General features: G+C 41.3%; 21 protein-coding genes. 11 read left to right on the top strand and 10 right to left on the bottom strand.

Annotated features, from left to right (window positions below; genetic code table 11):
- Positions 1-16 precede the first annotated feature (16 nt).
- The 4 genes from I1A42_RS23240 to I1A42_RS23225 form a co-directional block, all read right to left on the bottom strand.
- A complete protein-coding gene (locus I1A42_RS23240; RefSeq protein WP_196125315.1) occupies positions 17-1,495 on the bottom strand; it encodes a mannitol dehydrogenase family protein in 1,479 nt (492 codons plus the stop codon).
- Positions 1,496-1,582: 87 nt separating this feature from the next.
- Positions 1,583-2,554 carry a TRAP transporter substrate-binding protein gene (locus tag I1A42_RS23235; protein ID WP_196125313.1) on the bottom strand — a complete coding sequence of 324 codons (972 nt, stop codon included), beginning with the start codon at positions 2,552-2,554 and terminating at the stop codon, positions 1,583-1,585.
- 21 nt (positions 2,555-2,575) lie between these two features.
- Positions 2,576-3,895 carry a TRAP transporter large permease gene (locus tag I1A42_RS23230; RefSeq protein ID WP_408063547.1) on the bottom strand — a complete coding sequence of 440 codons (1,320 nt, stop codon included), beginning with the start codon at positions 3,893-3,895 and terminating at the stop codon, positions 2,576-2,578.
- A 38-nt stretch (positions 3,896-3,933) separates the two neighbouring features.
- Entirely contained in the window at positions 3,934-4,536 is a 603-nt protein-coding gene (locus I1A42_RS23225) for a TRAP transporter small permease (RefSeq protein WP_329604860.1), read from the bottom strand.
- Positions 4,537-4,848: 312 nt separating this feature from the next.
- Between I1A42_RS23225 and uxaC the strand changes: the two genes are divergently transcribed.
- Positions 4,849-6,252, top strand: a complete 1,404-nt coding sequence (gene uxaC, locus I1A42_RS23220) for a glucuronate isomerase (RefSeq protein ID WP_196125309.1) — start codon at positions 4,849-4,851, stop codon at positions 6,250-6,252.
- 105 nt (positions 6,253-6,357) lie between these two features.
- A complete protein-coding gene (locus I1A42_RS23215) occupies positions 6,358-7,845 on the top strand; it encodes a UxaA family hydrolase (RefSeq protein ID WP_196125307.1) in 1,488 nt (495 codons plus the stop codon).
- A gap of 80 nt (positions 7,846-7,925) precedes the next feature.
- Here the strand turns inward: I1A42_RS23215 and I1A42_RS23210 are convergent, their stop codons facing one another.
- Entirely contained in the window at positions 7,926-8,675 is a 750-nt protein-coding gene (locus tag I1A42_RS23210; RefSeq protein WP_161154455.1) for a GntR family transcriptional regulator, read from the bottom strand.
- A gap of 1,215 nt (positions 8,676-9,890) precedes the next feature.
- Here I1A42_RS23210 and I1A42_RS23205 point away from each other — a divergent pair.
- Both I1A42_RS23205 and I1A42_RS23200 read left to right on the top strand, forming a co-directional pair.
- Entirely contained in the window at positions 9,891-10,838 is a 948-nt protein-coding gene (locus I1A42_RS23205) for a M23 family metallopeptidase (RefSeq protein ID WP_196125305.1), read from the top strand.
- A gap of 8 nt (positions 10,839-10,846) precedes the next feature.
- On the top strand, positions 10,847-11,197 hold the full coding sequence (locus tag I1A42_RS23200) for a bactofilin family protein (protein ID WP_329604867.1): 351 nt from the start codon (positions 10,847-10,849) through the stop codon (positions 11,195-11,197).
- 73 nt (positions 11,198-11,270) lie between these two features.
- Here the strand turns inward: I1A42_RS23200 and nagB are convergent, their stop codons facing one another.
- Entirely contained in the window at positions 11,271-12,071 is an 801-nt protein-coding gene (gene nagB, locus I1A42_RS23195; protein WP_161154452.1) for a glucosamine-6-phosphate deaminase, read from the bottom strand.
- 314 nt (positions 12,072-12,385) lie between these two features.
- Between nagB and I1A42_RS23190 the strand changes: the two genes are divergently transcribed.
- The gene (locus I1A42_RS23190; RefSeq protein ID WP_161154451.1) at positions 12,386-12,637 is read left to right on the top strand and encodes a DUF3081 domain-containing protein; all 252 of its coding nucleotides are present in this window, start codon (positions 12,386-12,388) and stop codon (positions 12,635-12,637) included.
- A 149-nt stretch (positions 12,638-12,786) separates the two neighbouring features.
- On the opposite strand, the gene I1A42_RS23185 is transcribed toward I1A42_RS23190, so the two are convergent.
- Positions 12,787-13,146, bottom strand: a complete 360-nt coding sequence (locus I1A42_RS23185) for a DUF413 domain-containing protein (protein ID WP_196125303.1) — start codon at positions 13,144-13,146, stop codon at positions 12,787-12,789.
- Positions 13,147-13,294: 148 nt separating this feature from the next.
- Here I1A42_RS23185 and I1A42_RS23180 point away from each other — a divergent pair, with 148 nt between their 5' ends.
- The gene (locus I1A42_RS23180) at positions 13,295-14,182 is read left to right on the top strand and encodes a LysR family transcriptional regulator (RefSeq protein WP_196125302.1); all 888 of its coding nucleotides are present in this window, start codon (positions 13,295-13,297) and stop codon (positions 14,180-14,182) included.
- A gap of 103 nt (positions 14,183-14,285) precedes the next feature.
- Here I1A42_RS23180 and I1A42_RS23175 read toward each other — a convergent pair whose 3' ends face one another.
- The gene (locus I1A42_RS23175) at positions 14,286-14,729 is read right to left on the bottom strand and encodes a DoxX family protein (protein WP_196125300.1); all 444 of its coding nucleotides are present in this window, start codon (positions 14,727-14,729) and stop codon (positions 14,286-14,288) included.
- 410 nt (positions 14,730-15,139) lie between these two features.
- On the opposite strand from I1A42_RS23175, the gene I1A42_RS23170 reads away from it, so the two are divergent.
- Together I1A42_RS23170 and I1A42_RS23165 are read left to right on the top strand one after the other, a co-directional pair.
- Positions 15,140-16,531 carry a DNA-3-methyladenine glycosylase 2 family protein gene (locus I1A42_RS23170; protein WP_408063546.1) on the top strand — a complete coding sequence of 464 codons (1,392 nt, stop codon included), beginning with the start codon at positions 15,140-15,142 and terminating at the stop codon, positions 16,529-16,531.
- The gene (locus I1A42_RS23165; protein WP_196125298.1) at positions 16,524-17,006 is read left to right on the top strand and encodes a methylated-DNA--[protein]-cysteine S-methyltransferase; all 483 of its coding nucleotides are present in this window, start codon (positions 16,524-16,526) and stop codon (positions 17,004-17,006) included. Before I1A42_RS23170 ends, I1A42_RS23165 begins: the two co-directional genes overlap by 8 nt.
- A gap of 149 nt (positions 17,007-17,155) precedes the next feature.
- Here I1A42_RS23165 and nhaD read toward each other — a convergent pair whose 3' ends face one another.
- Positions 17,156-18,583, bottom strand: a complete 1,428-nt coding sequence (gene nhaD, locus I1A42_RS23160) for a sodium:proton antiporter NhaD (protein ID WP_196125296.1) — start codon at positions 18,581-18,583, stop codon at positions 17,156-17,158.
- 191 nt (positions 18,584-18,774) lie between these two features.
- On the bottom strand, positions 18,775-20,073 hold the full coding sequence (locus I1A42_RS23155; protein WP_161154481.1) for a dicarboxylate/amino acid:cation symporter: 1,299 nt from the start codon (positions 20,071-20,073) through the stop codon (positions 18,775-18,777).
- 684 nt (positions 20,074-20,757) lie between these two features.
- Here I1A42_RS23155 and poxB point away from each other — a divergent pair.
- From poxB to I1A42_RS23140, 3 genes are all read left to right on the top strand, one after another.
- Positions 20,758-22,485 (top strand): ubiquinone-dependent pyruvate dehydrogenase, encoded by a 1,728-nt coding sequence (poxB, locus tag I1A42_RS23150; RefSeq protein ID WP_196125294.1) that lies wholly within the window; start codon positions 20,758-20,760, stop codon positions 22,483-22,485.
- 104 nt (positions 22,486-22,589) lie between these two features.
- Positions 22,590-23,225, top strand: a complete 636-nt coding sequence (locus I1A42_RS23145; RefSeq protein WP_196125292.1) for a lipase family protein — start codon at positions 22,590-22,592, stop codon at positions 23,223-23,225.
- Between the two features lie 81 nt (positions 23,226-23,306).
- Positions 23,307-24,206: a LysR family transcriptional regulator gene (locus I1A42_RS23140; RefSeq protein ID WP_161154442.1), complete on the top strand. Its 900-nt coding sequence runs from the start codon at positions 23,307-23,309 to the stop codon at positions 24,204-24,206.
- The last annotated feature ends 38 nt before the right edge of the window (positions 24,207-24,244 follow it).

Genomic DNA, 24,244 nt, shown 5'->3' with positions numbered 1-24,244 from the left:
TCATGCTTCCTAGTTTTTAGTTCTTGTGAGTACTAACCCATTGATATACAGCTTGTTTGGAACCCAAAGTCATAATGGTTTCTAATGCTTCGGTTAGCGATTCAATAAATGTATTGTCATGAGCAAATTCAGGGGAGAAAACACTGTCCAGATGCACGAAAGCGTTGACGATCGCTTGAGGTTGATCTTTATGTTGTTCCCAAATAGCAGCAAACTGATCGCGTAAAGGATCTTGTACGTCAATCGCTTGATGTTGTTCGTCGATCCCACTGACATAACGGATCCAACCTGCAAGAGCCAAATACAGTGGTGAGAGATCAACGTGATGATCTAGACCATAGCGCATTGTTTGTAGGAAGCGTTGTGGTACTTTTTGTGAACCGTCCATTGCAATTTGCCAAGTGCGGTGCTGCAGTGCGGTATTTTCATAACGTTCAATGAGTTGTGATTTGTAATCATCGAGATCAACGCCCTGAATATGCACTGCTGGGGTGATGGTGTCATCCATCATACGACGAATGAAATATTTGAATTTAGGATCGCGAATTGTTTCGGCAATGGTTTGATAGCCAGAAAGGTAGCCTAGATAAGCCATGGATGAGTGGGTGCCATTCAACAGGCGTAATTTCATTTCTTCGAATGGGAGCACGTTATCTGTGACTTCAATATTGGCAATCGAAGTGTTTTCCCACAATGGGCGGTCATTGACGAATTTATCTTCCACTACCCACTGTAAGAAAGGTTCGGTGACGACACAGGCTTCATCTCTCAATCCTAAAACTTGCTCGACGCGGCTAATATCATTTTCTGTGGTACGCGGCACAATGCGATCGACCATAGTACAAGGAAATTGAATATGATTTTTAATCCACTGATGCAGCTCTGGATCCCGAGCTTGAGCAAATTGCAGGACTACTTTTTCGAGTACATGACCATTTTCAGGTAAGTTATCACAGGTTAGTGGGGTGAATGGTGCAATGCCTTTTTGACGACGAATATTAAGAGCCTCAACGAGAAAACCCACCGCTGATTGAGGATGAGTTGGATCGGCTAAATCATGTTGGATAAACGGATGATTAAGATCGAGATCACCTGTCGCTGGGTGATGGCAATAGCCTTTTTCTGTGATAGTAAGAGAGACGATTTTTACGTCAGGGCTGCACATATAAGCAAAAACTTGATCGGTTTGGGTGCTAGTTAAAATTTCCTCAATGGCGCTGATAAGCTGCACATTGAGCGTGTCGTTATACCCCACGCCGACAGTGTAGAGATTATCTTGCTGTGCCATTTTTTGCGGTAAATCGCTGCTTCCCCATGTCACCCCTACAATTTTCCAATTACCGCCAAATTCCTGCATATAAGTGTCGGTAATTAATGCTTGGTGAGCACGATGGAATGCGCCAAACCCTAAGTGGACAATCCCGACTTGTGCCGCAGAGTGATTGAGTGTTAAGGGAGGATTCGCACTGGTAAGAGTAGAAAGAGATAAATTCATAATAAGACTCTATTTGGTTTGAACGGCCGTTATTGCGGCGTGATAAAGAGTGCACTGGTATTGATTAAATACCAGTGCTTATTGCCATTATTGGGCTTGTATTTCGTCTAACATACCGACTAAATCAGGATTTTCTTTGCGGAACTTGTCATAAACCGGTTTTACGGCGGCTTGGAATTTAGCCACATCACTTTGCACAAACGTAATGTTGTCCGCTTCTAGCGCTTTTTTCGATTTGCTAACGTAGTTATTCCAGTTGGTTTCTTGCTGTTTCACGGTTTCTTTTGCGACTTCGCGGATGATTTTGCGTTGCTCATCAGTCAATGAATCCCAAATACTGGTGGAGACCACTAACACATCAGGTACCTCGGTATGTTTGTCGTAGGAATAAACTTTCTCTACTTCATAGTGGCGAGAAGAGTAGTAAGACGGGATATTATTTTCAGCACCATCGACAACGCCTTGTTGCATGGCGGAATAGAGTTCGCCGTAAGGTAGAGGAACCGGCGTTGCGCCAAGTGCTTTGATGGTATCAATCGAAACGGAAGAGTTTTGTACGCGAATTTTTAATCCCTTTAGATCGTCAGGAGTTCGAATTGGCTTTGAGGTATAAAAGCTGCGCGAGCCGGCATCTAAGAATGCCAGTCCAATAAATCCAGAATCTCGAGATGAGGCGAGAATTTTTTGACCAATCGGACCTTCGAGTACTTTGTGGTATTGAGCGTCGCTACGATACAAATAAGGCAGTGAGAGCAACTTATAATCTGATGCAAAAGAGTTGAGTGGTGCTGCGCTGACTTTAGTAAAAGCGATTGTGCCGTTTTGCACCATCTGTAATAAGCCCGTTTCATTACCTAGCGTGCCGTTAGGGTAAACTTTTACGCGAATATGAGCGCGTGCTTTAACTTGGTCAGCAAACCAGGTTAATGAGGCATGCACAGGGTGTTCTGTCGGCAATTCGTGGGCCAATTTTAGGGTTCGAGCTTGCACGGCATTGATGTTTAGAGCGGCTAACGCTGAGATAGCGCAGGTTAGCACAACAGAATTCAGACGTTTCATGGCAGGGTCCTATTGTTATCGTTAATGTTGATATCCGGCTAAGGTTGGTAACCAAAGCGATAAAGATGGGAATAAAGTGATGATGCCTAGCGTAATCACCATAATGGCAAACAGTGGAACTAACTTAGGGACGACTTGACCTAATTTGGTGTCTGATACACTGCAGCCGACAAAAAGTGCTGTGCCTACTGGTGGAGTACAGATACCAATACAAAGGTTAAACACTAAGATGATGCCGAAGTGAATCGGGTCGATACCTAATTGAGTCGCGATGGGCAGAAATATGGGGGTAAAAATAAGTACCGCAGGCGTCATGTCCATAAAGGTGCCAATGACCAGCAAAATCACATTCATTAGCAACACGACAACGATCGGATTAGTCGATGTTTGCATCACGAAATCGGCGATAAAGTTCGGAATATCCGCGTTGGCCATTGCCCAAGACATCGCTGAAGAAGTGGCAACCATGAGTAGAACAATCGATGTGGTAACAACGCTTTCGATTAGCACTGGGAACATGTCTTTCATTTTGAGTTCGCGGTAAGCAATCCCTAACACCAGTGCGTAAACAACGGCAATCGCTGAAGCTTCAGTGGCAGTAAAAATCCCCGCTAAGATACCGCCCATGATAATCACGACCAGGGTTAAACTTGGAATTGCATCTAAAACGACTTTGGTGGCTTTCTCTTTAAAGACAATTTTTTGTTGTGGAATATGGTTGCGTTTACCGAGTAGAAAGATCCCCACCATTACGCCTAGGCCCATTAAAATACCGGGAATGTAACCGGCAATGAACAGGTATTGCACTGAAGTACTACTGACTAAGGCAAATAAGATCAAGATGTTGGAGGGGGGAATCAATAAACCGGATGGACATGAAGCTACGTTGACAGCGGTCGAAAAATCAATGGGATAGTGCTGCTTTTCCTGCAGTGGTTTCATGATGCCGCCGACAGCGGCTGCTGAAGCAGTGGCAGAGCCGGATAAAGAACCAAATAGCATGTTGGCAATCACGTTTACATGTGCGAGTGAACCAGGCAGCCGTCCACCGAACAGCATCGCAAAGTTGATTAAACGTGTCGCTAACCCCCCTCGATTCATCAAGTTACCAGCAACGATAAAGAACGGCAGCGCTAATAAGCCAAAGTTATCCAAGCCATTAGCCAGCTTTTGGGATACTAAAATCATGGCTTTATCGAAAGGAAAATCGATAAAGACAGTGAGCATTGCGGCAATACCGATTGAAAATGCAATCGGTACACCAACAAGCAGTAACACACCTAATACGCAGAATAAGACAATGACAGGAAAAAAGTCGAAAAAAGCATCGGGCGCATTCATCAAAAAATGCTGAGAAAAAAGCAGATCAAGTAAGGTCATTATAATTGTCCTTCTACTGATACGTGACCGGATTTATGGGAGAGTTCAAACCAAGCGCTAGCGATATCAGCCAGACCAAAATAACAGATAAGCAAGCCAGAAATCGGTACAACTAGATAGACGTAACCAATTAATAGGTGGTGACTACCAATAGCAATACCAGGGGAGGTTTGTCCGTGAATTAAGGTGCTATGAACGAGCTCATATCCACCATAAATAAAGGCAATAGCCGAAAAGGCAAAAATGATCAGATTGATAAAAATACTCAATCCTCTTTGGCCTCGTACTGTGAGCCGAGAAGCGAGTAATTCGAGCGCTAAGTGACGCTTAATCACATAAGTATAAGCCCCTCCTAAAATACCAATCCAAATAAGTAAATAACGAGATAACTCGTCAGTAAAACTGGACGGATCTTGTAATACAAAGCGGGTAAATACTTGCCAGACAACTGCTGTAATCATAATGACCATAAAAGCAGTTAATACGAATTGTAGGATTCGAGTTATCAAATGATTCATTGCTTGGATAAACATACCTTTCATCTCTTGTGTAATGAAAATGGGTTGTTGTTCTTTCTGCCCTGACTGCTTGTTTCTTGGCACTGCCGAAATCAAGCTCGACTGCAATTGGAACAATAAACTCAGTATCTCTAACTGGTATACTTTATGGTCTGTTAGATTATATTTGGTATGACACTGGAAATGAGGAAACGATCAAAAAATAGACCATTTAATGAAATGGTGTTTCAAATTTTGAACTTTATAGCAAAATGACAATAAAAGTGGCGAGAAATGACGCTATATAAACTCTGTCTCTCAATTTGACGGTTGGATCTCAGAATTTCATCTCTTTAGATTTAAGTTATAAGTATGACACGTATATATAATTGGTATAACAAATTAGGTTTATAAATCATGACTACTTTTCTATCTGAAGATTTCATGCTCCATTCTGAACTTGCTCGTCGCCTGTATCATGATGTTGCGGCAGATTTACCAATCATTGATTATCATTGCCATCTGCCGCCATACCAAGTCGCTGACAATTATCAATTCACTAATCTGACCGATATCTGGTTACGTGGCGATCACTATAAATGGCGCGCTATGCGCAGTAATGGTGTTGATGAACGTTTTTGTACTGGGGATGCGAGCGATAAAGAAAAATTCCTAGCGTTTGCTGCGACGGTTCCTTTTACCATTGGTAATCCTATCTATCATTGGAGTCACCTAGAGTTAAGACGCCCATTTGGCTTAGATCACGTGATTGTAAATACAGACAGCGCTGAGCATATTTGGCAGCAGTGTAATGAAATGTTGGCGACTGATGATTTCAGAGCACGGCGGATTATGGAAAAAATGAATGTTGAGATGGTAGGAACAACCGATGATCCTATTGATAGTCTTGATGCGCATAAGCAGGTGGCGGAAGACCCGAGTTTTTCTATTCGTATGCTGCCGAGTTGGAGACCTGATAAGGCATTTAATATTCATTTAGCGGGATTCAATGATTATATCCATAAACTCGAAGCTGCGGCTGATGTCTCTATTCATTCTTTTATTGATGTTTGTACTGCCTTAGGGAAACGCCTTGACCATTTCCAAGCCCACGGTTGCTGCGTTGCGGATCACGCGTTAGATACGGTCGTCTATGAAGAAGCATCAGAACAAGAATTGGACGCTATTTTGACTCAGCGCCTTGCAGGGAAAGAAGTTTCACCTTATCAGGCTGCTCAGTTCAAGACAGCTATTTTGGTGTATTTAGGCAAAGAGTACGCTAAACGAAATTGGGTACAGCAGTACCATATTGGCGCGTTACGCAATGCCAACACGCGTATGTTTAATATCTTGGGGCCAGATACGGGTTTTGATTCGATCAATGATGATTTAGTGGCTGCACCACTCGCAAAATTACTGGATGCTTTGGATAAGGAAGATGAGTTACCTAAGACCATTTTGTATTGCCTAAACCCAAGAGATAACGAAGTGCTTGGCACTATGTGCGGCAACTTCCAAGGGGGAAGTATCCCTGGAAAAATTCAATTTGGCGCTGGCTGGTGGTTTAACGATCAAAAAGATGGAATGGTGCGCCAAATGACCCAATTAGCACAATTAGGTCTGCTGAGTCGATTTGTTGGTATGTTGACTGACAGTCGCAGTTTTATGTCTTACACGCGTCACGAATATTTTCGTCGAATTTTATGTCAGATGATTGCCTCTTGGGTTGAGCACGGGGAAGCTCCCTATGATTTTGCTCTGTTAAGCCAAATGGTGCGGGGTATCTGCTACAACAATGCTAAAGATTACTTTGGTGTTTAGCTTTCACTATCACCTAAATTTTCAATCACTTATACCGAACTTGGCAAACGAGAAAGGGGTTGCCCTGATCGGTATAACGTGTCTTCCTGAAGCAAGGAGAACATAGTGAATCGCTTACTACAAATTCATCCCAATGATAACGTTCTGGTTACGCTAGCGCCGCTACATCAAGGTGAAGAACTGACCTTTGCCGATACACATCTTGTTATTGAACAAGATATTCCTCAAGCACATAAAATCGCACTCCATGCTCTTGCTATAGGCGATGAGATTATTAAGTATGGTGCGCCTATAGGCCATGCAATACAGGCGATAGAGCAGGGTCAACATGTTGATCATACCAATATAAAAACCAATTTGAGTTCAGTGAGTGACTATCAGTATGCCCCTGCATTTTTTTCTGAACATGTGCAGGTGATGGATCGCCATGTTCAGTTGTACCGAAGAGGTAATGGAGACGTAGGAATACGCAATGAGTTGTGGATTATCCCAACGGTTGGGTGTGTTAATGCTCTTGCTCAGCAAATGAAACGCCAAATAGAACGTGAGTTACCAAACGGCTCTATCGATGGAGTGCATGTTTTTACCCATCAGTTTGGCTGCTCTCAACTTGGACAAGATCACTTAAATACGAGGACGTTATTACAAAATTTAGTGAAGCACCCCAATGCAGGTGGGGTTCTTGTGGTTGGGTTGGGCTGTGAGAATAATCAAATTACAACGTTTAAAGAGACGTTAGGTGACTTTGACCCGCAACGTGTTCGGTTTATGACGTGTCAACATCATGATGATGAAGTGGCATTTGGCGTTCAACAGTTACGTGAACTGGCAGAAGTGATGCAACAAGACCAACGTTCAGATGGGATGCTCAGTGAGGTACGATTTGGTCTTGAGTGCGGTGGTTCTGATGGTTTTTCGGGGATTACGGCCAATCCGCTGCTCGGTCGTTTCTCTGATTATGTGATTTCTCATGGTGGCACATCAGTGCTGACAGAAGTGCCAGAGATGTTTGGCGCTGAGCACTTATTGATGGCTCGTTGTGAAAATCAAAAGATCTTTGAGCAAACGGTGCAAATGATTAATAACTTCAAACAGTATTTTATCGATCATCACCAGCCTATTTACGAAAATCCATCGCCAGGTAACAAAGCGGGGGGAATTTCGACACTCGAAGAAAAATCACTTGGTTGTACCCAAAAATCGGGTCATAGCCCTGTGTGTAACGTGCTTCAGTATGGCGAGCGTTTAACTCTAACTGGGCTCTCATTATTAAGTGCCCCAGGAAATGATGCAGTGGCGACATCAGCACTTGCAATGGCGGGATGCCATATCGTGTTATTCACCACTGGGCGGGGGACACCTTATGGAGGACCTGTGCCTACGTTTAAAGTGGCGACGAATACTAGCCTTGCTCAAAGAAAACCTCATTGGATTGATTTTAATGCTGGTCAGCTTGTCGAAGGCAGCACTATGGAGGATATGTTGGAAGCGTTGATTGATAACATTGCTTTAGTGGTTAACGGTCAACAGACATGTAATGAATACAACGATTTTCGCGAAATCGCAGTGTTTAAAAGCGGTGTGACCTTATAAACATCATTTTGGGATATGTATTAGCAGAGCTTTTAGACTGGCTCTGCTTTTTAATGTTTGATTAAGCTGTTCGGACATCTTTATTGAGAAAAGTCAGTTAACGGATTTTCGGCAAAAAGAAAGCGATCATAATCATCGCTTGAAGCGTCAAATAGCATTTGTTTTGTATTTTCGATATGTTGCCAAACCGCTTGTTTTGCAGCTTTACCGTCGCGTTGAATAAGTGCTTTAACAATATGCTCATGTTCGTGATACCAATTACGTATTTGGTCATCATGAATATGCTCATGAAGTTTTTTCCAATAAGGGTTATCTTCTCGGTGTCGACAAAGCGTTTCAGCGACATCAACGATAGCTGAATTTTGTGTACACCGTGCAAGCTGAATATGAAACTCACTATCCCAATGAGAGTCACGACTGTACTCATCATTTTTTGCTTGTTCTTGAATTTTCATTAGTGCCACTAAATCTTGTTTGGTGGCTTGCATTGCTGCAAATTCAGCAATATTGCTCTCAAACAATTGTCGAGCCTGAAGTAGCTCGAACGGGCCATAATTACTATTAGCAAATTGGGATGAGGTTGATTCAGAAATTGTGGTTCTATTTCCTTCAATACTCACAACACGGATACCAGAACCCTTACGTACTTCGATAAATCCTTCGACTTCAAGCATGATCATAGCTTCACGGATGACAGTACGACTGACTTCAAGCTGTTCAGCCAAAATTCTTTCTGCTGGTAGCATATCTCCCACTTTGTAACGGCCGTTACCCATTTGTTCTTTAAAGCGATTGGCTATTTGCTGATATAGCTTGTAATTCGATTCCATAATCTAGAGTACTAATTTGTTATACCAATGGTATATATATTACGTCGTGTTGCATAATCGGGAAAGGAAAAACTCAACGTATAATGAAAGGATTTAGTAAAGTATGATGCATGCCGAGAACTCATGTAATGGGGTGTTCTTTGCGCTTAATGAATGTGTACGTCATAAATATAAAGTACTTTCAAATGATAAGGACTGGACAGATCATGAAAATATGGAGTACATTAATGATAATAATTATCATTAATGTTTGTCTGTTTTAAAATGAAGAGAAAGTACGTTAAAGAGTTAGAACGAGCACTTCTGCTATTATTCATGAGTGGCTTATGTCTTGTTATGTTTATCTATCAGACTGTAGTTGATTCAAATGAATGGTTATTTTTAATGTCTGGTTCTCTATTTATTATTTTTCTGTTTTTTGCATTAAACGCTTCATTTCGTCTCGTGATTTATCAGCATGCACGATAAATGTAGATGCCTGAACAAAAACAGTTATGCACTTCGCTCTCATCGTTACTTTGTTTTATTCTGCAGTTAAACGAATCATATATCGAGTCACCTGCCAATTTTAGAATGAATATTCTAAAGCCTGAGGTAAGGACTCCTTCAGTGGATAAGATGAAGATATAAAAACCCGTCGCTTGCAGTTCAACAGAGTGATGTTCATAGCTATACCCAAATGACCTCAAGATGCAGGGTTCAGAGCTTCATCAACGAGCCTAGGTCAAGCTCAATCACGGCAGGAATGGTTATTCCCTTTCAACGTGATTGAGCGCAGAAATTGGTTTGTTGATGAGCTCCCAAAGGGCGAGTTGTATTCGCTCCTAGGCTGTGTTACTGATTTTCTACGTAGAATGACTATGTCTTCAAATCAGTGCCTTGCCTAAGAGCGAAACCATTCTCGCTGAAACAGCATCTTGAGGTTACTTGGGTATAAATATAATTCCTAATAGGTATTGCCAAAATAACCCTGATAAAAAAACACAATAAATATGATGTTCTGTATTTAAATTTGTAACTAATTATTTCTTTTAATTATCTGTATATTAGCCGAATCTCAGGTATTTGCTTGCCTCAAATTATTTGTGAAAGTCCTTTTGTCTCAATCTATTAATAAACATGTCAACTTAGTTATTAGTGTCACATTAAAAAGTTTGGAAGTTGACACAACCCTGATAAAATCCTGACATAGATTATTTGAATATCATATCGTGCATGAAAGAAAACGTTATTATTTCAGTTTCATCCGTTAGCGGTACTCGACATTTTCATGTCGGGAAATGGGTTCGTCATGTGCTTCGTGGATTTGGTTATTTGATTCTTACGGGGATTTTGGTCACGGCTGGTGTTATCTATTATTTAGTTCATGAAGTCGATTTTGCGAAACTAAAGCAAAAGCAACTTGAACACCAATCGATGTCACTAAATGAAGAAGTGCTGTCACTAAAAGAGCTGAAAGATAACTTACAAAGTGATCTGCTTGAACGTGAAGAAAGAATGCAAACTGTTTCTGATCGCTTGGGGGATTTAGAAAAAGTGCTAGGGGTTGATGATTCTGATGAGGCATTAGAAACCCGATTGGATGTAGCTGCAATCACGTCTTCTGTGCGTAAAGTGATGCTATCGCAGATTCCAAGTGGAGCACCAGTAAAAGAAGGTCGTATTTCATCAGGGTATGGTAAGCGAGTTCATCCTGTTACAGGTGTGGTGAAATTTCACCGAGGTCAGGATTTTGCGGTCAATATTGGTACGCCAATTTATGCTCCAGCAGATGGAGTGGTAGAAGTGACTCGGCCAAGTAACCAAGGCTCAGGTAATTACCTTCGTATTCAACACTCATTTGGTTTTACCAGTTCCTACTCTCACATGAGTAAATTCAGTACTAAAATGGGTGACTTTGTCCACAAAGGTGACCTCATTGGCTACTCAGGCAATACCGGGCTTACTTCTGGTCCACACCTACATTATGAGATTCGTTTTGTTGGGCGATCTCTAGACCCCAAACCTTTTGTTGATTGGGGATTAAACGACTTTGATACAATTTTTACTAAGATACGAGGTGTCCGATGGGAATCTTTAGTCAGCATGGTAGAGCAAAGGGTAAGCGCTCAATTACAACTCTCATCGCAGAAGGTTGTTCAATTACAGGGCACTTTAAAGTAGAGAACAATATCCAAGTAGATGGTTCAATAGATGGCCAGCTTCATATCGATAAAACTTTGGTAATCAGCGAGAGTGGTAAAGTCAGTGGTGAAGTATACGCTGAACATATCGTAGTCAACGGTCAATTCGATGGCACTTGTTATGCAGATAAAATCGAAATTTTGAGTAAAGGCCACGTCAATGGCACGATTTATAGTGATGATTTGAGTATTGAGCACGGTGGGCGCTTTAACGGTGTGACACACCCAACGCCAGAACAGCAAGTGGTTGATCTCAAAGAAGCTAAAGTGTCGTCAGAAAAGCAGGCTGCCGTAAATGAAGTGGTAAAAAATAAGCAGCAAGCCGATAGCGCCAAGTAATGTTAAAGCCTGCTCTCAATTGAAAGCAGGCTTTTATACCCAATCATGCAATGATTAAGGTACTAAATGACACTTAATAGCCTTTAATGTTGTTTGCTTCTAGCTCTGAGAAATACTTGACGGTTTTTACTTTCAATTCTTGAGTTGCTGGTTCATCACATATAATCACAGCTTTAGGATGCAGTTGTAAGGCTGAAACTGTCCACATATGGTTAACTGAACCTTCTACAGCCGCTTGCAGTGCTAGCGCCTTATTATGACCAATAACCAGCGTTAAAATTTCTTCCGCATCGAGTAGCGTTCCGACACCAATCGTTAACGCATATTTAGGCACTTGGGCCACGTCACCATCAAAAAAGCGAGAGTTCGCAATTCGAGTGTCTTCTGTCAGTGTTTTTATCCGAGTGCGAGATGAAAGTGAAGAAGCGGGTTCATTGAATGCGATATGGCCATCTGTCCCTACACCTCCCATAAATAAATGGATTTTACCGTACGATTTTATCTTTGCTTCGTAGCGAGCACATTCTGCATCGTGATCGTCGGTGTTACCATTCAGTAAGTTAATATTTTGCGGTTGAATATCAACATGATCGAAGAAATTCTGATGCATGAAAGAGTGGTAGGATTCTGGATGTGATTCCGCTAATCCTACGTATTCATCCATATTAAATGTCACTACATGAGCGAAACTAACTTTGCCTTGTTGGTAACGTTCTATCAATGCTTTGTAGGTGGTAACAGGCGTTCCTCCCGTGGGAAGTCCGAGTACGAAAGGGCGCTCTGCCGTTGGTTGAAATGCATTAATACGTTTAACGATATGATCGGCAGCCCACTGTCCTACTTGCTCGGCGCTCTGTAGAGGAATTAGTCTCATGTTACTGACCCTATAATTTGATAAATGAAATTGAGTTATTTTTTATTATAAAATAAGTGAAAAGCGACTGCTAGTTTTTTGTGCTTTTTATCCTTTTTAACTTCTTGTTTATGCGTTTCGTTGCTGCTATTAGGGTACTTTTCATTGGTTTTAATTTTTAATGTAAATTAAGTATTTTTGACCTAGTACGTAATTAGTTAATAACAGCGAGCCATACTTAACACAGGTAATTTTTGAGGAACTTTTTATGTGCTGATAGTCAGAATAAAAGATGGTGTTACAGGTAATCATTCTTGATTTAAGGAGAGTGGCAGATGAAAAATGAACTAGACCCTAGCCAATTACTCCATGCTTATGAAAATGTCATGGAAAATGGAACACCCACAGAATTCGGCAAAATATATGAAGGCGTGGAAGCTTTCTCGGACTATGATGGGTATAACATCTACATGCGTGGTAATGGTGTAGAGCTCCGAGTTGGTTTTCATAATACCTATCACATCGAGTATGATCAGGAGCATTTGAAAGAGAGCTTTTTGAAAAAGATTTCATTGCTAGCGAAATAGCATAAATAGACAAAGCCCCAGACAGTAAACTGCTCTGGGGCTTTGGGAGAAAGATATCATTGAGCATAGTACAACTAAGTGTTGAATACCATCCAATATAAATACTTATGGATCATAACTCTCTACGTGTCACTACACCTTCTGCTCTCTTAATCCTCTTCTGTAAGGCTAGGCTCATCTTCAGTGTAATCTTCCGACACATCGGGTTTGCTGCGGCCATTTAAAGTATGGAAGCGTTTACGGCCTCGAGCTAAACGAACGTACTTCATCCAAACTCGTTCAATTTTGCTTTCTGCTGCTTCTGGGTTTGCTAACACACTAAGAAAATGCTGTTCTTCGGCATTAGCGGATTGTAATTCACCAGACTCTAGGCCTAGCATGGTTTCTCCATAAAGGGTTAGGAGATTCTCTTCTGCTAAGGTAAAGTCACCCGATTTCGCAAACCCGCGAGGGAATTTTTTATTATCGAAAAAACGTTTTTTTCCTTGACGAAATGCAGTCTCAGACATATCAACCTCGTGTAAGTATATTGTCTTAGCAATAGCCATTGATCAGGGCGAAAGTTAGGCGTAAATTCGCCAAAAGAAAAACAAAACTTTTTTATCGTAACGATAGACTAAGCTAATGAGAAATAAGGGCAGTTTTTGAGGGGTAGATATGGATGTAAAAGTATTCCGTACGTTTCTTGAATTGGCAAAAGTTCGGCATTTTGGACGAGCCGCAGAGAATCTTTATCTTACCCAAGCCGCGGTAAGTGCCAGGATCAAACAATTGGAAAACTATTTCGATGCTCAACTTTTTACTCGGGATAGAAATAACATCAAATTAACCTCTGCCGGAGAGCGGTTGATTAATTACGCAGAAGTCATGGTAACTACGCTACAACAAGCGAAATATGATTTGTCATTAGATGATGGAAAAGCTTTGCAGTTAACCCTTGGTGGTACTCCTAATATATGGGATGCCTACCTACAAAACTGTTTGAGTGTAGTGACGGATGCATTTGCAGGTTATGGCTTTATGGCTGAGGTGATGGGGAGAGAACAGCTCAATCGTCACTTACTTGAACGTACACTTGATATGGCGTTTGCATTTGATCCGATTAAATCGGATGAGCTTCAATGTAAGAACGTCGCGGATATGGTGTTGGTGTTAGTTTCAACTCGTGAAGATACGTTAGACACCGTATTTGAAAATCGTTATGTGTATGTTGACTGGGGATCGCGTTTCTCTTCAGAACATGCGGATCGCCATCCTGATGCCCCCGCGCCATTTCTACGTACTTCTACAGCACGTATAGCGCTTGATTTTATATTGGAAAAGGGTGGAAGTGCCTATCTTCCTGCTACCGTTGTAGAGCCATTTTTAGCGACGAATCAGCTATATCGGGTCAAAGGGGTTGAAGAGTGGTATCGACCTGTTTACCTAAGCTATCGTAAAAACAGTTCCTCACTTGAAGCCATTACACAGGTAGAAGAGCTTGTGAAAAATACCGATCCATTAACCGCTTATAGTTTGAAGATTGCAGGTGAAGCGATGGAGTAATCGCTTGCTAAGTATTAGAGAGCGATTGTTTACATAGATGTGAATAAAATAAAGGGCGAAGTGATGACTCACTTCGCCCTTTAATATTTAAGCTTGGTAACGATTATTTTGTTTGACGAACGATTAAGTTGTCTACAGCGACTTTACCTTGGCCTGAGAATAGAATGGATAGGCTTGCTGCAAACAGTGCTAAGCCATATTCAAAACCGCCATTTGACAAAAATAGGCCGTGGCTGATGTGAACGCTAAAAATAGCTACAATCATAGTAAATGCAGTGACAAATGCAGCAGGGCGAGTAAGCAGGCCTAAAAGAAGTAGCAAACCGCCAAAAAACTCACCACTCCCCGCTAAGGTAGCCATGACAATGCCTGGTTCTAATCCAATCGAGTTCATCCATTGTGCTGTACCTGATAACCCGTGGCCACCAAACCAACCGAATAGCTTTTGACTGCCATGCGCCATGTAGATGATACCTACAGGGATACGTAATGCGAGTGGGGCAAAACCTGCATCAGAAGTCATTAGTTTCTTTAAAAACGCTTTCATCGATGATTCCTCTATGTATATCGATTGATTTGTTGTGTTGAATGAAGTGTATTGACTATTCATTAAAATGATAATTAGAGCCGTCTGACATTGATGTTCGAAAATATTGATGATGTTTTAGGGAACTTTTTGTGTCATTAAACATAAAGTTTAAAACGCATTTTTCTAATGTAAGTGCATTAGAAAACGATGAATTTCTATTGTTGAGGAATATAACAAGCCTCAACAAGGAGCAGTTTTCGTGAGAATGTCTTCGCTCTTAGGCAAAGTACTGATGAGAAGATAGAGTGATTCTACGCTGGTAATATAGTTTTAGATTGAGTGCCGAAAGTGGCGAGTAATGGTTCTAGTAACTTCTACAATATCGGGCATACTCAGTGAATCAAGTGATGTTTATGGAACAAAGACAATTGCTAATTAAATCGCCTTTAATGCTAGATAAAGAGCAGTGCCGCCAAGCTCGGCTGAGTCGAGATGCTCGTTTTGATGGACGATTCTTTATAGCAGTAAAGAGTACTGGGATATTTTGTCGTCCTATTTGTCCGGCTAATTTACCTAAAGAAGAAAATGTCACTTATTATGCGACAGCTGCGGAATCGATGGCAGCAGGATATCGACCATGCTTACGCTGTCATCCAGATAGCGCCCCTCATTCTAACTTGTGGCGAGGAACTGAGACGACATTTTCTCGTGCAATGGCATTAATTGATTTAGGCGCTTTGAGCGAAGGAAGCATTGCCCAACTGGCTGATAGGCTAGGAATAAGTGAACGTTATTTACGTCAGCTATTTACGCAAAATTTAGGAATGTCACCGAAAAAATATGCGTTATATCAACAGCTTTTATTTGCTAAACGGTTATTGCATACGAGTTCTATGGCTATAACAGACATTGGTTTTGCTAGTGGATTTCAAAGTACACGGCGCTTTAATGATGCATTTGTAAAACATTTTCGTTTAACCCCAACTCAAATAAGACGAAGTAACAAACATAAAACAGCAACGCAAAGCGTTTTACTTTCTTACAGAGGGAAGCTGGCGTGGCAAGAAATGTTGGACTTTTATCGCTTGCGTGCGATCAAAGGGATTGAAGTGATTACTGCGGATAGCTATGAAAGAACCGCAGTATTGAACGATTCTACTGTTTGGTATCGGGTCAGTGTGACAAAAGACGCACAGATAAAGTTGGAATTTCGTTTAGACAATATTCGTGATTTACGTTTGTTGGTCAGTCGTGTACGTCGCCAGTTTGATCTCGATGCAGATACTGACTTGATCGAGCAGCATTTAGATGCGATTCAACCGGGCATTGTCGCCACTAAGGGAATCCGTATTCCCGGGATATGGAGTCGTTGGGAAGCGGGTGTTAGGGCTATTTTAGGACAGCAGGTTTCGGTAAAAGCGGCCATTGGACAGCTGAATCTTTTAGTGGCTGCGTTTAATCAGCAAACGAGTGAGCCATGGAATTTCCCGACCCCTGAGCAAGTTAAAGATGCAGATCTATCCTTTTTACGCATGCCTAATGCACGTAAAGACACTCTCGCTAGATTTGCGGTATTTATGAATGAAAACCCTGAATGCGACCCGCGGGACTGGTTAGCATTAAAGGGGGTTGGACCTTGGACAGTGAGCTACGCAAAATTGAGAGCAGATAGTGAAGAAGATTGTTTCCTCGATAATGATCTTATTGTGCGTAAAGTAATGGCTCTTCATCCCGAGCTAACGAAAAATAATGTGTCGCCGTGGGGTAGCTATGCTACGTTTCATTGCTGGCGTTATGAAGGAAACATTGTTAATGACTAATTATTATTGCCACAATATGAGCCCCTTAGGCGTCATGACCATTCAGTGTAATGATGAAGGTTTAAGCGGAATTTGGTTTGAACAACATACCACCTTACCTGACGAGTTGGGGATTGAAAATGCCGCGCATCCGTTACTACAACAGGCAAAAATTGAATTCAAAGAGTATTTTGCTGGTCAACGTCAAACATTCCATTTGCCGTTAAGTGTGCAGGGAACCGCATTTCAGCAAGACGTTTGGCAGGCGTTAAAGTCGATTCCTTACGGACAGACAACGAACTATCAAGCGATTGCTGAGCAGATTGGACGACCTAAAGCTGTGCGTGCTGTTGGGGCGGCGAATGGTAAAAATCCTCTTTCAATTGTGATCCCATGCCATAGAGTGATTGGCAAAAGTGGGAAAGTCGTAGGGTATGCTGGTGGAGAAAGCCGCAAGGAAGCATTACTGAAACTAGAAAATAGCCATCTTGGCTGAGCGTATATCTGACATGAATAAAGGCGACGGATGTCGCCTTTATCTTAGTTATAATTTCCGCTCGATACTATCGTACATAGCTTGATGGGCAGTATCTCCACCTCTTGTTTTCAATAGATAGAAGTGAAAGCAGCTATCGTTTGAATCAGCTAAAATAGGCTGCTATTGATCAGCATATGCACCGCACAACTTGCAAAATATCCCACCAAAATCACTGGCGTCCATTTTAAATGACTGCCGAAGGTATATTGGCCTTTGGTTGCTCCCATCAATGCAACCCCTGCTGCTGAACCGATAGACAGTAAGCTACCACCAACGCCAGCGGTAAGCGTGACTAATAACCAGTTTCCGTGAGACATGATTGGGTCCATAGTGAGCACGGCATACATCACAGGTATATTGTCAACAATCGATGAGAGGATACCCACCATGATATTCGCAGCGACAGGGTTCCATTGGGTGTACATCACGTTGGATGCCATAGATAAGTAACCCAGTAAGCTTAGTCCGCCCACACACATCACAACACCATAAAAGAACAGCAGAGTGTCCCACTCGGCACGGGCAATACGTTGAAATACATCAAAAGGAACAAACGAGCCGATATGGTCTAACTCTTCTTTATCGGCTTTAGCCTTTAAGCGTGCGATAGATTTTGGAAATGCCATTCTCAGGTAAAAACCATAAAACTGCAGGTAAGCTAACCCTAGCATCATGCCTATTACAGGAGGAAAATCGAACAAGGAATGAAAGGTTACCGATGTAAGAATCGTGAGTATAAATAGTGCCACAATAGGCAACCCACCGGGTTTGATATGAATATGCATGTTCATCGATGCTGGCTTTTGCTTCGGTAAGAAAAAGCACATGATGATAGCGGGTACAAGAAAATTGACGACGGAAGGGACGAAAAGGTCAAAGAATTGGGTAAATTCAACTTTCCCTGATTGCCAAACCATTAGCGTTGTAATGTCGCCAAATGGGCTAAACGCTCCACCGGCGTTAGCGGCTACAACGATATTAATACATGAAAGATTGACGAATTTTTTATTATCTCCACCTAATTTCATTACCACGGCACACATTAATAATCCGGTAGTTAGATTATCGGCGACTGGAGAGATAAAAAAAGCGAGAAAACCGGTTAGCCAAAATAAAGTTTGAAAATTGAAACCCTTTTTCAACATCCAAGCTTGCAAACCATCAAATACATTTCTCTCATCCATTGCATTTATATAGGTCATCGCCACTAATAAAAACAAGAGTAATTCTGCATACTCTAAAAGATTATGTTCGATAGCTTGTTCGACAATTTCTGAAGCGCCGTATTGGTGATAAATCCAACCGATTAGAGCCCAGATCAAGCCTGCTGCCAAAAGGACTGGCTTAGATTTATGTAGTTTAAGTTTTTCCTCTAACATTACTGCAGCATAAGCGACCACAAAAATAACAATGGAACTATAGCCTATTAGTGAATGGGTTAAAGGTGGTACTGTATTTGAATCAGAAGACGCGAAACTAAAATTCGGTATTAAATAAAGGAGAAAAGTCACCACTCCATATAGAACTCGCTTCATTGCTTTTTACTCCATTAACATTTCGTTCTAAAGAAATATTAAGGATTATTAGCATATTCATTTGTGAACTAAATCAATTTAGTTTGATCTTTAGGCATAAGAACAGTGAATTTAATTGAATAATAAAAAACATCCCTGTCATTAGTGAAAGGGATGTTTTTTGATTGTTAATTGAGCATTATGATATGCAACTAATCGTTGCTAATTGCAACTTTTTGTTTCTCATTGAGCTCAATATCAGCATTGAAGATCTCTTCGCTAAATGCGTTTTCTGATTTAGCAACGATACAGGTAACACAAGAGTCGCCTGTAATGTTCACTGCGGTACGGATCATATCCAGTAGACGGTCAACACCCATAATCAAAGCGACACCTTCAAGAGGTAGACCGACTTGATTTAATACCATTGCTAACATGATAAGACCTACACCAGGTACACCAGCGGTACCGATAGAGGCTAATGTTGCTGTTACAATCACCATCAGGTAATCAGACATAGACAAATCGATGTTAAATGCTTGAGCGATGAACGCTGTAGCAACACCTTGCATTATCGCAGTACCGTCCATGTTCACGGTTGCACCCAAAGGAATCGTAAAGGATGCGACTTTGTTGTGTACACCAAGGCGTTGAGTTGCGGTTTCCATTGTTACAGGAAGCGTTGCATTTGATGATGCGGTTGAGAAAGCAAACATCACGGCATCTTCCATTTTACGGAAGAACGTAAATGGATTTAAACCTGCTAACCCTTTTAGCATCAGGCCATAAGTCACAAAGGCATGAATCAACAACGTACCAACAAGTACCGCAAAGTAGGCGGCTAAGTTCCATATTGCACTTAAACCTAGGCCAGTAAACAGTTTTGCCATTAGGAAGAATACGCCGTAAGGAGCAACCTTCATTAGCAAGGTGACCAGTTTCATCAACACTTCGTTTAAATCGACGAAGAAATCTGCAATACGCTCGCCTGGTTTTCCTGCAGAACTGATTGCGATACCAAATAGGAGCGCGAATACAATAACTTGTAGTGTATTACCTTCAGCCATTGCACTGATAGGGTTCGTTGGGAACATATCAATGATAACTTTTGCCAGTGAAGGAGCTTCTGCTGATTTGAAGCTGGTTGCTGCAGTCAGATCTGCACCTGAACCTGGGTGAAAAACATTACCCATGATAAGAGCAAGTGTAATAGCGACAGCTGTCGTTAAAATGTAAAGACCAAGAGTTTTACCGCCCATGCGGCCTAAAGTGGATAGGTCTTTTAATGAGCTTGTGCCACAGACTAAAGACACAAAGACAAGTGGAACGACTAGCATTTTTAAACTAGCGATAAAGATTTTGCCGCCAACTTCAAACAGACCATTGATAATGTATGTATCAACAAAACTTGAGTCTGCAAATAGGGTGCGGATAGCAAATCCCGTTAAGATGCCGGCAATCATACCAAGGATAACTCGTGTGGTTAACGACATTGGTTTTTTGGTATTCATCATGAACACTCCTTATTATTTATTCACTTCGACCTCATTTCAAAGCGAGCGGCAGGTTATCAGGCGCTTTCATAAATCTGAAAATAAAATGAAATATAACCATGATAAATGTGATCACTGTCACTGAAAAGTGGTATTTTATAATGTTTCTGACATAAAAATGAATATTATGAGTGGCTAAAATAATTAATATTAGTGTTTTATGTTAAAAAATGTTCAAAAAATAAAACTCTAACCTGAATATCTACATATTCATAGAAATGATTTCAATAGTATAAAGATTATCTGATGAATATAAATTCATTTTTAAAGGGTTTTTATTTGCAAGGCTGTTCAGTGAGAAGTCAATCGATAGGTGTGAGAGCTGATCGTAAAGATGGCAGCCGAAACGGTTACTGTTTCTTACTGGCTATATTGTTGGTTAATGTTGTACGTAATGTTGCTTAAATTATATTGTTATTCATTTTTTATTTAAAAATAACCCATAAAGAATACCTTTTATTCTGGATTGGAATAAAAAATCTCCATTTATAAAAAAATATTGCAAAGATTCAAATAAATTGATCTTGAACAAGGTAGGGTGTGAGCGCATCATGGTTATGAAAAACGAGACATAGAGCACAAAATTTGTGGATGATGTCATGCCTATGCCTTTTCTACTACCAATCAATGGAGAGTTGTCTTATGAGTAATTCTACTATTGCCTATTTTATCGCAGAGACGCTACGTCAAGCTGGAGTAGGTCGAATCTGGGGTGTAACAGGTGATTCCCTCAATGGTCTGAGTGACAGCCTAAGAAAAATAGGTGAAATAGAGTGGTTAGGCACTCGTCATGAAGAAGTAGCTGCATTTGCTGCTGGCGCTGAAGCTCATCTGTCGGGAGAGCTGTCAGTATGTGCTGGTTCATGTGGCCCAGGTAATATGCACTTGATTAACGGGCTTTATGATTGTCACCGTAATAGAGTACCTGTGCTGGCCATTGCCGCACATATCCCCTCAGCAGAAATTGGCACTAATTATTTCCAAGAGACTCACCCACAGGAACTATTTAAAGAATGTAGTGTTTTCTGTGAGTTAGTTTCGAACCCAGAGCAAATGCCGTATCTGTTAGAAACCGCAATGCGTCAAGCTATTTTGCACAATGATGTCGCCGTATTAGTACTACCTGGGGACGTTGCATTAAAAGCTATGCCCGAAGGTGTAAACCCTAAATGGTCGTTACCTAAACCCGCATTCTACGCTCCGCAACAAAGTGATTTGCAACAGTTGGCTGGTTATTTGAATAGTAGTCGTAAAGTGACCCTCATGGTGGGGGCTGGTGTAAAAGATGCGCATCAAGAAGTAGTGGCTTTAGCTGAGAAACTTCAAGCACCGATTGTGCATGCGTTACGTGGGAAAGAATACATCGAATACAACAACCCTTACGATGTCGGCATGACTGGACTGATCGGTTTTGCTTCTGGTTATCACGCGATGCGTGAAGCCGATACGGTACTGTTAATTGGTACGAGCTTCCCTTATCGAGCTTTTTACCCCGATAACGCGAAGATTGTACAGATAGACAATAATCCCGCTTCTCTTGGACGTCATGCTCAAATTGATTTTGGCGTTTTAGGGGATACTCGCAGTACCGTGACAGACTTGTTACCGCTTATAAATGATGATCGCTCGAGTAAACACTTAGAAAATTGCCTTGCTAATTATAAGGAAGCGCGCAAAGGCTTAGATGATTTAGCCAATGGCGAATCTAAGCATGGTTTGATTCATCCTCAATATTTGGCACGCTTGATCAGTGAAAAGGCGGCAGATAACGCTGTCTTTACCTGTGATGTTGGTACGCCGACGGTTTGGGCTGCTCGTTATCTTGAAATGAATGGTCAGCGGCGTCTGATTGGGTCGTTTAACCATGGTTCAATGGCTAACGCTATGTCACAAGCGATGGGGGCACAGGCGTTCGACCGTAATCGTCAGGTAGTTGCGATGTGCGGTGATGGCGGTTTTTCAATGTTAATGGGGGATCTATTATCATTGAAACAACTTAATCTGCCGATCAAGATTGTGGTTTTCAATAATCGTTCACTAGGGTTTGTTGCGATGGAAATGAAAGCAGGGGGATATCTATCCGATGATACGGATTTACATAACCCTAGCTTTGCCAAAATAGCTGAAGCATGTGGCATTAAAGGCATTCATGTTTCAGATCCAGAACAATTACCGGGAGCGTTAAGCGAAGCATTTGATTATCCCGATGCGGTGGTTGTTGAAGTCGATACCGCGAAGCAAGAATTGGCGATGCCACCGCAGATCAAAATGGAACATGCTAAAGGCTTTAGTGTGTACATGATGAAAGCGATTATTAATGGGCGTGGCGATGAAATCATCGAGCTAAGCAAAACAAACTGGTTACGTTAACTTTCGTTGTTCTATTATTTTAAAGCACCTAATTTTTCTATGAACGTACTCAACGTTTATAAGAAAACTAGGTGCTTTACTGTATTAATAGATAAGGACGGTTGATGAAAATCATAATCTTGCATGGGCTGTATATGAACGCTTTTGTGATGCAGCCGTTGCGTCAACGTTTACAAAAATTGGGTTATAAAACCAAAGTTCTTGATTACAGTACCGTTAGTATTGATGGTAACAAACTATATTCTTCCATTGATGATGCGTTAGAACCCGAAGGCAATAACGTTTTATTAGGTCATAGTTTAGGTGGTTTGATGATTCAAAACTATCTGACTTCACGCCATCCCTCTACTGAAGTTATTTCTCATGTTGTAACGTTAGGTTCTCCTATGCAGGGGGCTTCTATTATTCGAGTGATCGATGAAATGGGGTTGAGTGGTATTTTAGGCAACTCGATTGATTTTGGTTTGGAGCCCCACGAAAATATCTGGAGTTTTCCTCAAAAGTTAGGTTGTATTGCGGGTAACACCGGTTGGGGTTTTCGTCCGTTATTCATGGGCTTTGATTCAGAATCTGATGGTACAGTGACGGTCGAAGAAACCTATATTGAAGGAATGACCGATCACATCCAAACTGCGGATACACACCTAACGTTACTCTACAGCGATGAAGTAGTGAAACAGATTGATCATTTTATTCAATTTGGAAAATTTGCCATCAAAGAGCCGCCACAGAAAAAATAAACATAATCTTTGGGCTCAAATTATTACTCTTATCAAAGAATTACGATTAAGATGTTAGTATTGTAAGGATAGGAGAGAGTGATGGATAAAATCGATGCAATGCGTACTTTCAATGCTGTTGTTGCTGAGGGCAGTTTTGTCAAAGCGGCGCAAAAGCTTGATATCTCTCCTCAACTTGTTAGCAAGTACGTGGCTCAGTTAGAGGCGCAATTAAAAACTCGTTTACTCAATAGAACGACTCGGCGTGTTCATCCTACCGAAGCGGGATTATCTTATTATGAGCGCTCTTGTCAGGTGTTGCATGAAATAGAAGACATGGAAAATGCATTGTCTAACCTGCAAACACAGGTATCTGGAACATTACGTGTCAGTGCGCCAATGTCATTTGGTATTCAACATATGGCTGAGCCTCTCAATCAATTTCAGCAGCAGTATCCCGACATTCAGATCGAGTTAATGTTAACCGACCGCAAAGTTGATTTATTAGAAGAAGGCGTTGATGTTGCGCTACGGATTGGTCGACTTCAAGATTCAACATTAGTGGCGAAAAAAATTGCCCCAATTCGCTTAGTGGTGTGTGCCGCCCCGCACTATTTTGCTGAGCATGGAAAGCCGCAGAACATTAATGAGCTTAGCCAGCTTAACTATTTGCGTTTCACGTATTCTGATGTGAAATCGCTGCTAACACCTTGGCCTGAGCATCTTTCTACACAAGATTTCGTGAGTGATTTCTCCAGTAATAATGGGGATGTTATTGTTAAATGTGCCATACTTGGGCAGGGGTATGCTATTCAACCCACTTTTTTAATGGGGGATGCGATTAAGCAGGGGCAGTTAGAAGTGTTAGATGACTTTACTATTACGCCTCTTGGGCTTTATGCGCTCTATAATCATAGAGAGTATCTTGCGTCAAAGGTTCGCCATTTTATTGACTTCTTAGCGCAATATTTTGGGCATATTCCTCCGTGGGACAGTTATTAACAGTCGTCAAAAGACACAATAAGCGCATTAATAAATTA

The sequence above is a fragment of the Vibrio nitrifigilis genome, assembly GCF_015686695.1.
GTDB classification, from domain to species: domain Bacteria; phylum Pseudomonadota; class Gammaproteobacteria; order Enterobacterales; family Vibrionaceae; genus Vibrio; species Vibrio nitrifigilis.
This window is presented reverse-complemented; position numbering and strand designations above follow the sequence as displayed.

What these genes read in the sequence shown, in the direction of transcription:
- I1A42_RS23185 (WP_196125303.1), bottom strand. Translation starts at nt 13,146, where the DNA reads ATGTCTGAGACTGCATTTCGTCAAGGAAAAAAACGTTTTTTCGATAAT.
- I1A42_RS23210 (WP_161154455.1), bottom strand. Translation starts at nt 8,675, where the DNA reads ATGGAATCGAATTACAAGCTATATCAGCAAATAGCCAATCGCTTTAAA.
- nhaD (WP_196125296.1), bottom strand. Translation starts at nt 18,583, where the DNA reads ATGAAGCGAGTTCTATATGGAGTGGTGACTTTTCTCCTTTATTTAATA.
- I1A42_RS23230 (WP_408063547.1), bottom strand. Translation starts at nt 3,895, where the DNA reads ATGAATGCGCCCGATGCTTTTTTCGACTTTTTTCCTGTCATTGTCTTA.
- I1A42_RS23180 (WP_196125302.1), top strand. Translation starts at nt 13,295, where the DNA reads ATGGATGTAAAAGTATTCCGTACGTTTCTTGAATTGGCAAAAGTTCGG.
- uxaC (WP_196125309.1), top strand. Translation starts at nt 4,849, where the DNA reads ATGACTACTTTTCTATCTGAAGATTTCATGCTCCATTCTGAACTTGCT.
- I1A42_RS23240 (WP_196125315.1), bottom strand. Translation starts at nt 1,495, where the DNA reads ATGAATTTATCTCTTTCTACTCTTACCAGTGCGAATCCTCCCTTAACA.
- I1A42_RS23165 (WP_196125298.1), top strand. Translation starts at nt 16,524, where the DNA reads ATGACTAATTATTATTGCCACAATATGAGCCCCTTAGGCGTCATGACC.
- I1A42_RS23145 (WP_196125292.1), top strand. Translation starts at nt 22,590, where the DNA reads ATGAAAATCATAATCTTGCATGGGCTGTATATGAACGCTTTTGTGATG.
- nagB (WP_161154452.1), bottom strand. Translation starts at nt 12,071, where the DNA reads ATGAGACTAATTCCTCTACAGAGCGCCGAGCAAGTAGGACAGTGGGCT.
- I1A42_RS23175 (WP_196125300.1), bottom strand. Translation starts at nt 14,729, where the DNA reads ATGAAAGCGTTTTTAAAGAAACTAATGACTTCTGATGCAGGTTTTGCC.
- I1A42_RS23155 (WP_161154481.1), bottom strand. Translation starts at nt 20,073, where the DNA reads ATGAATACCAAAAAACCAATGTCGTTAACCACACGAGTTATCCTTGGT.
- I1A42_RS23190 (WP_161154451.1), top strand. Translation starts at nt 12,386, where the DNA reads ATGAAAAATGAACTAGACCCTAGCCAATTACTCCATGCTTATGAAAAT.
- I1A42_RS23235 (WP_196125313.1), bottom strand. Translation starts at nt 2,554, where the DNA reads ATGAAACGTCTGAATTCTGTTGTGCTAACCTGCGCTATCTCAGCGTTA.
- I1A42_RS23140 (WP_161154442.1), top strand. Translation starts at nt 23,307, where the DNA reads ATGGATAAAATCGATGCAATGCGTACTTTCAATGCTGTTGTTGCTGAG.
- poxB (WP_196125294.1), top strand. Translation starts at nt 20,758, where the DNA reads ATGAGTAATTCTACTATTGCCTATTTTATCGCAGAGACGCTACGTCAA.
- I1A42_RS23205 (WP_196125305.1), top strand. Translation starts at nt 9,891, where the DNA reads ATGAAAGAAAACGTTATTATTTCAGTTTCATCCGTTAGCGGTACTCGA.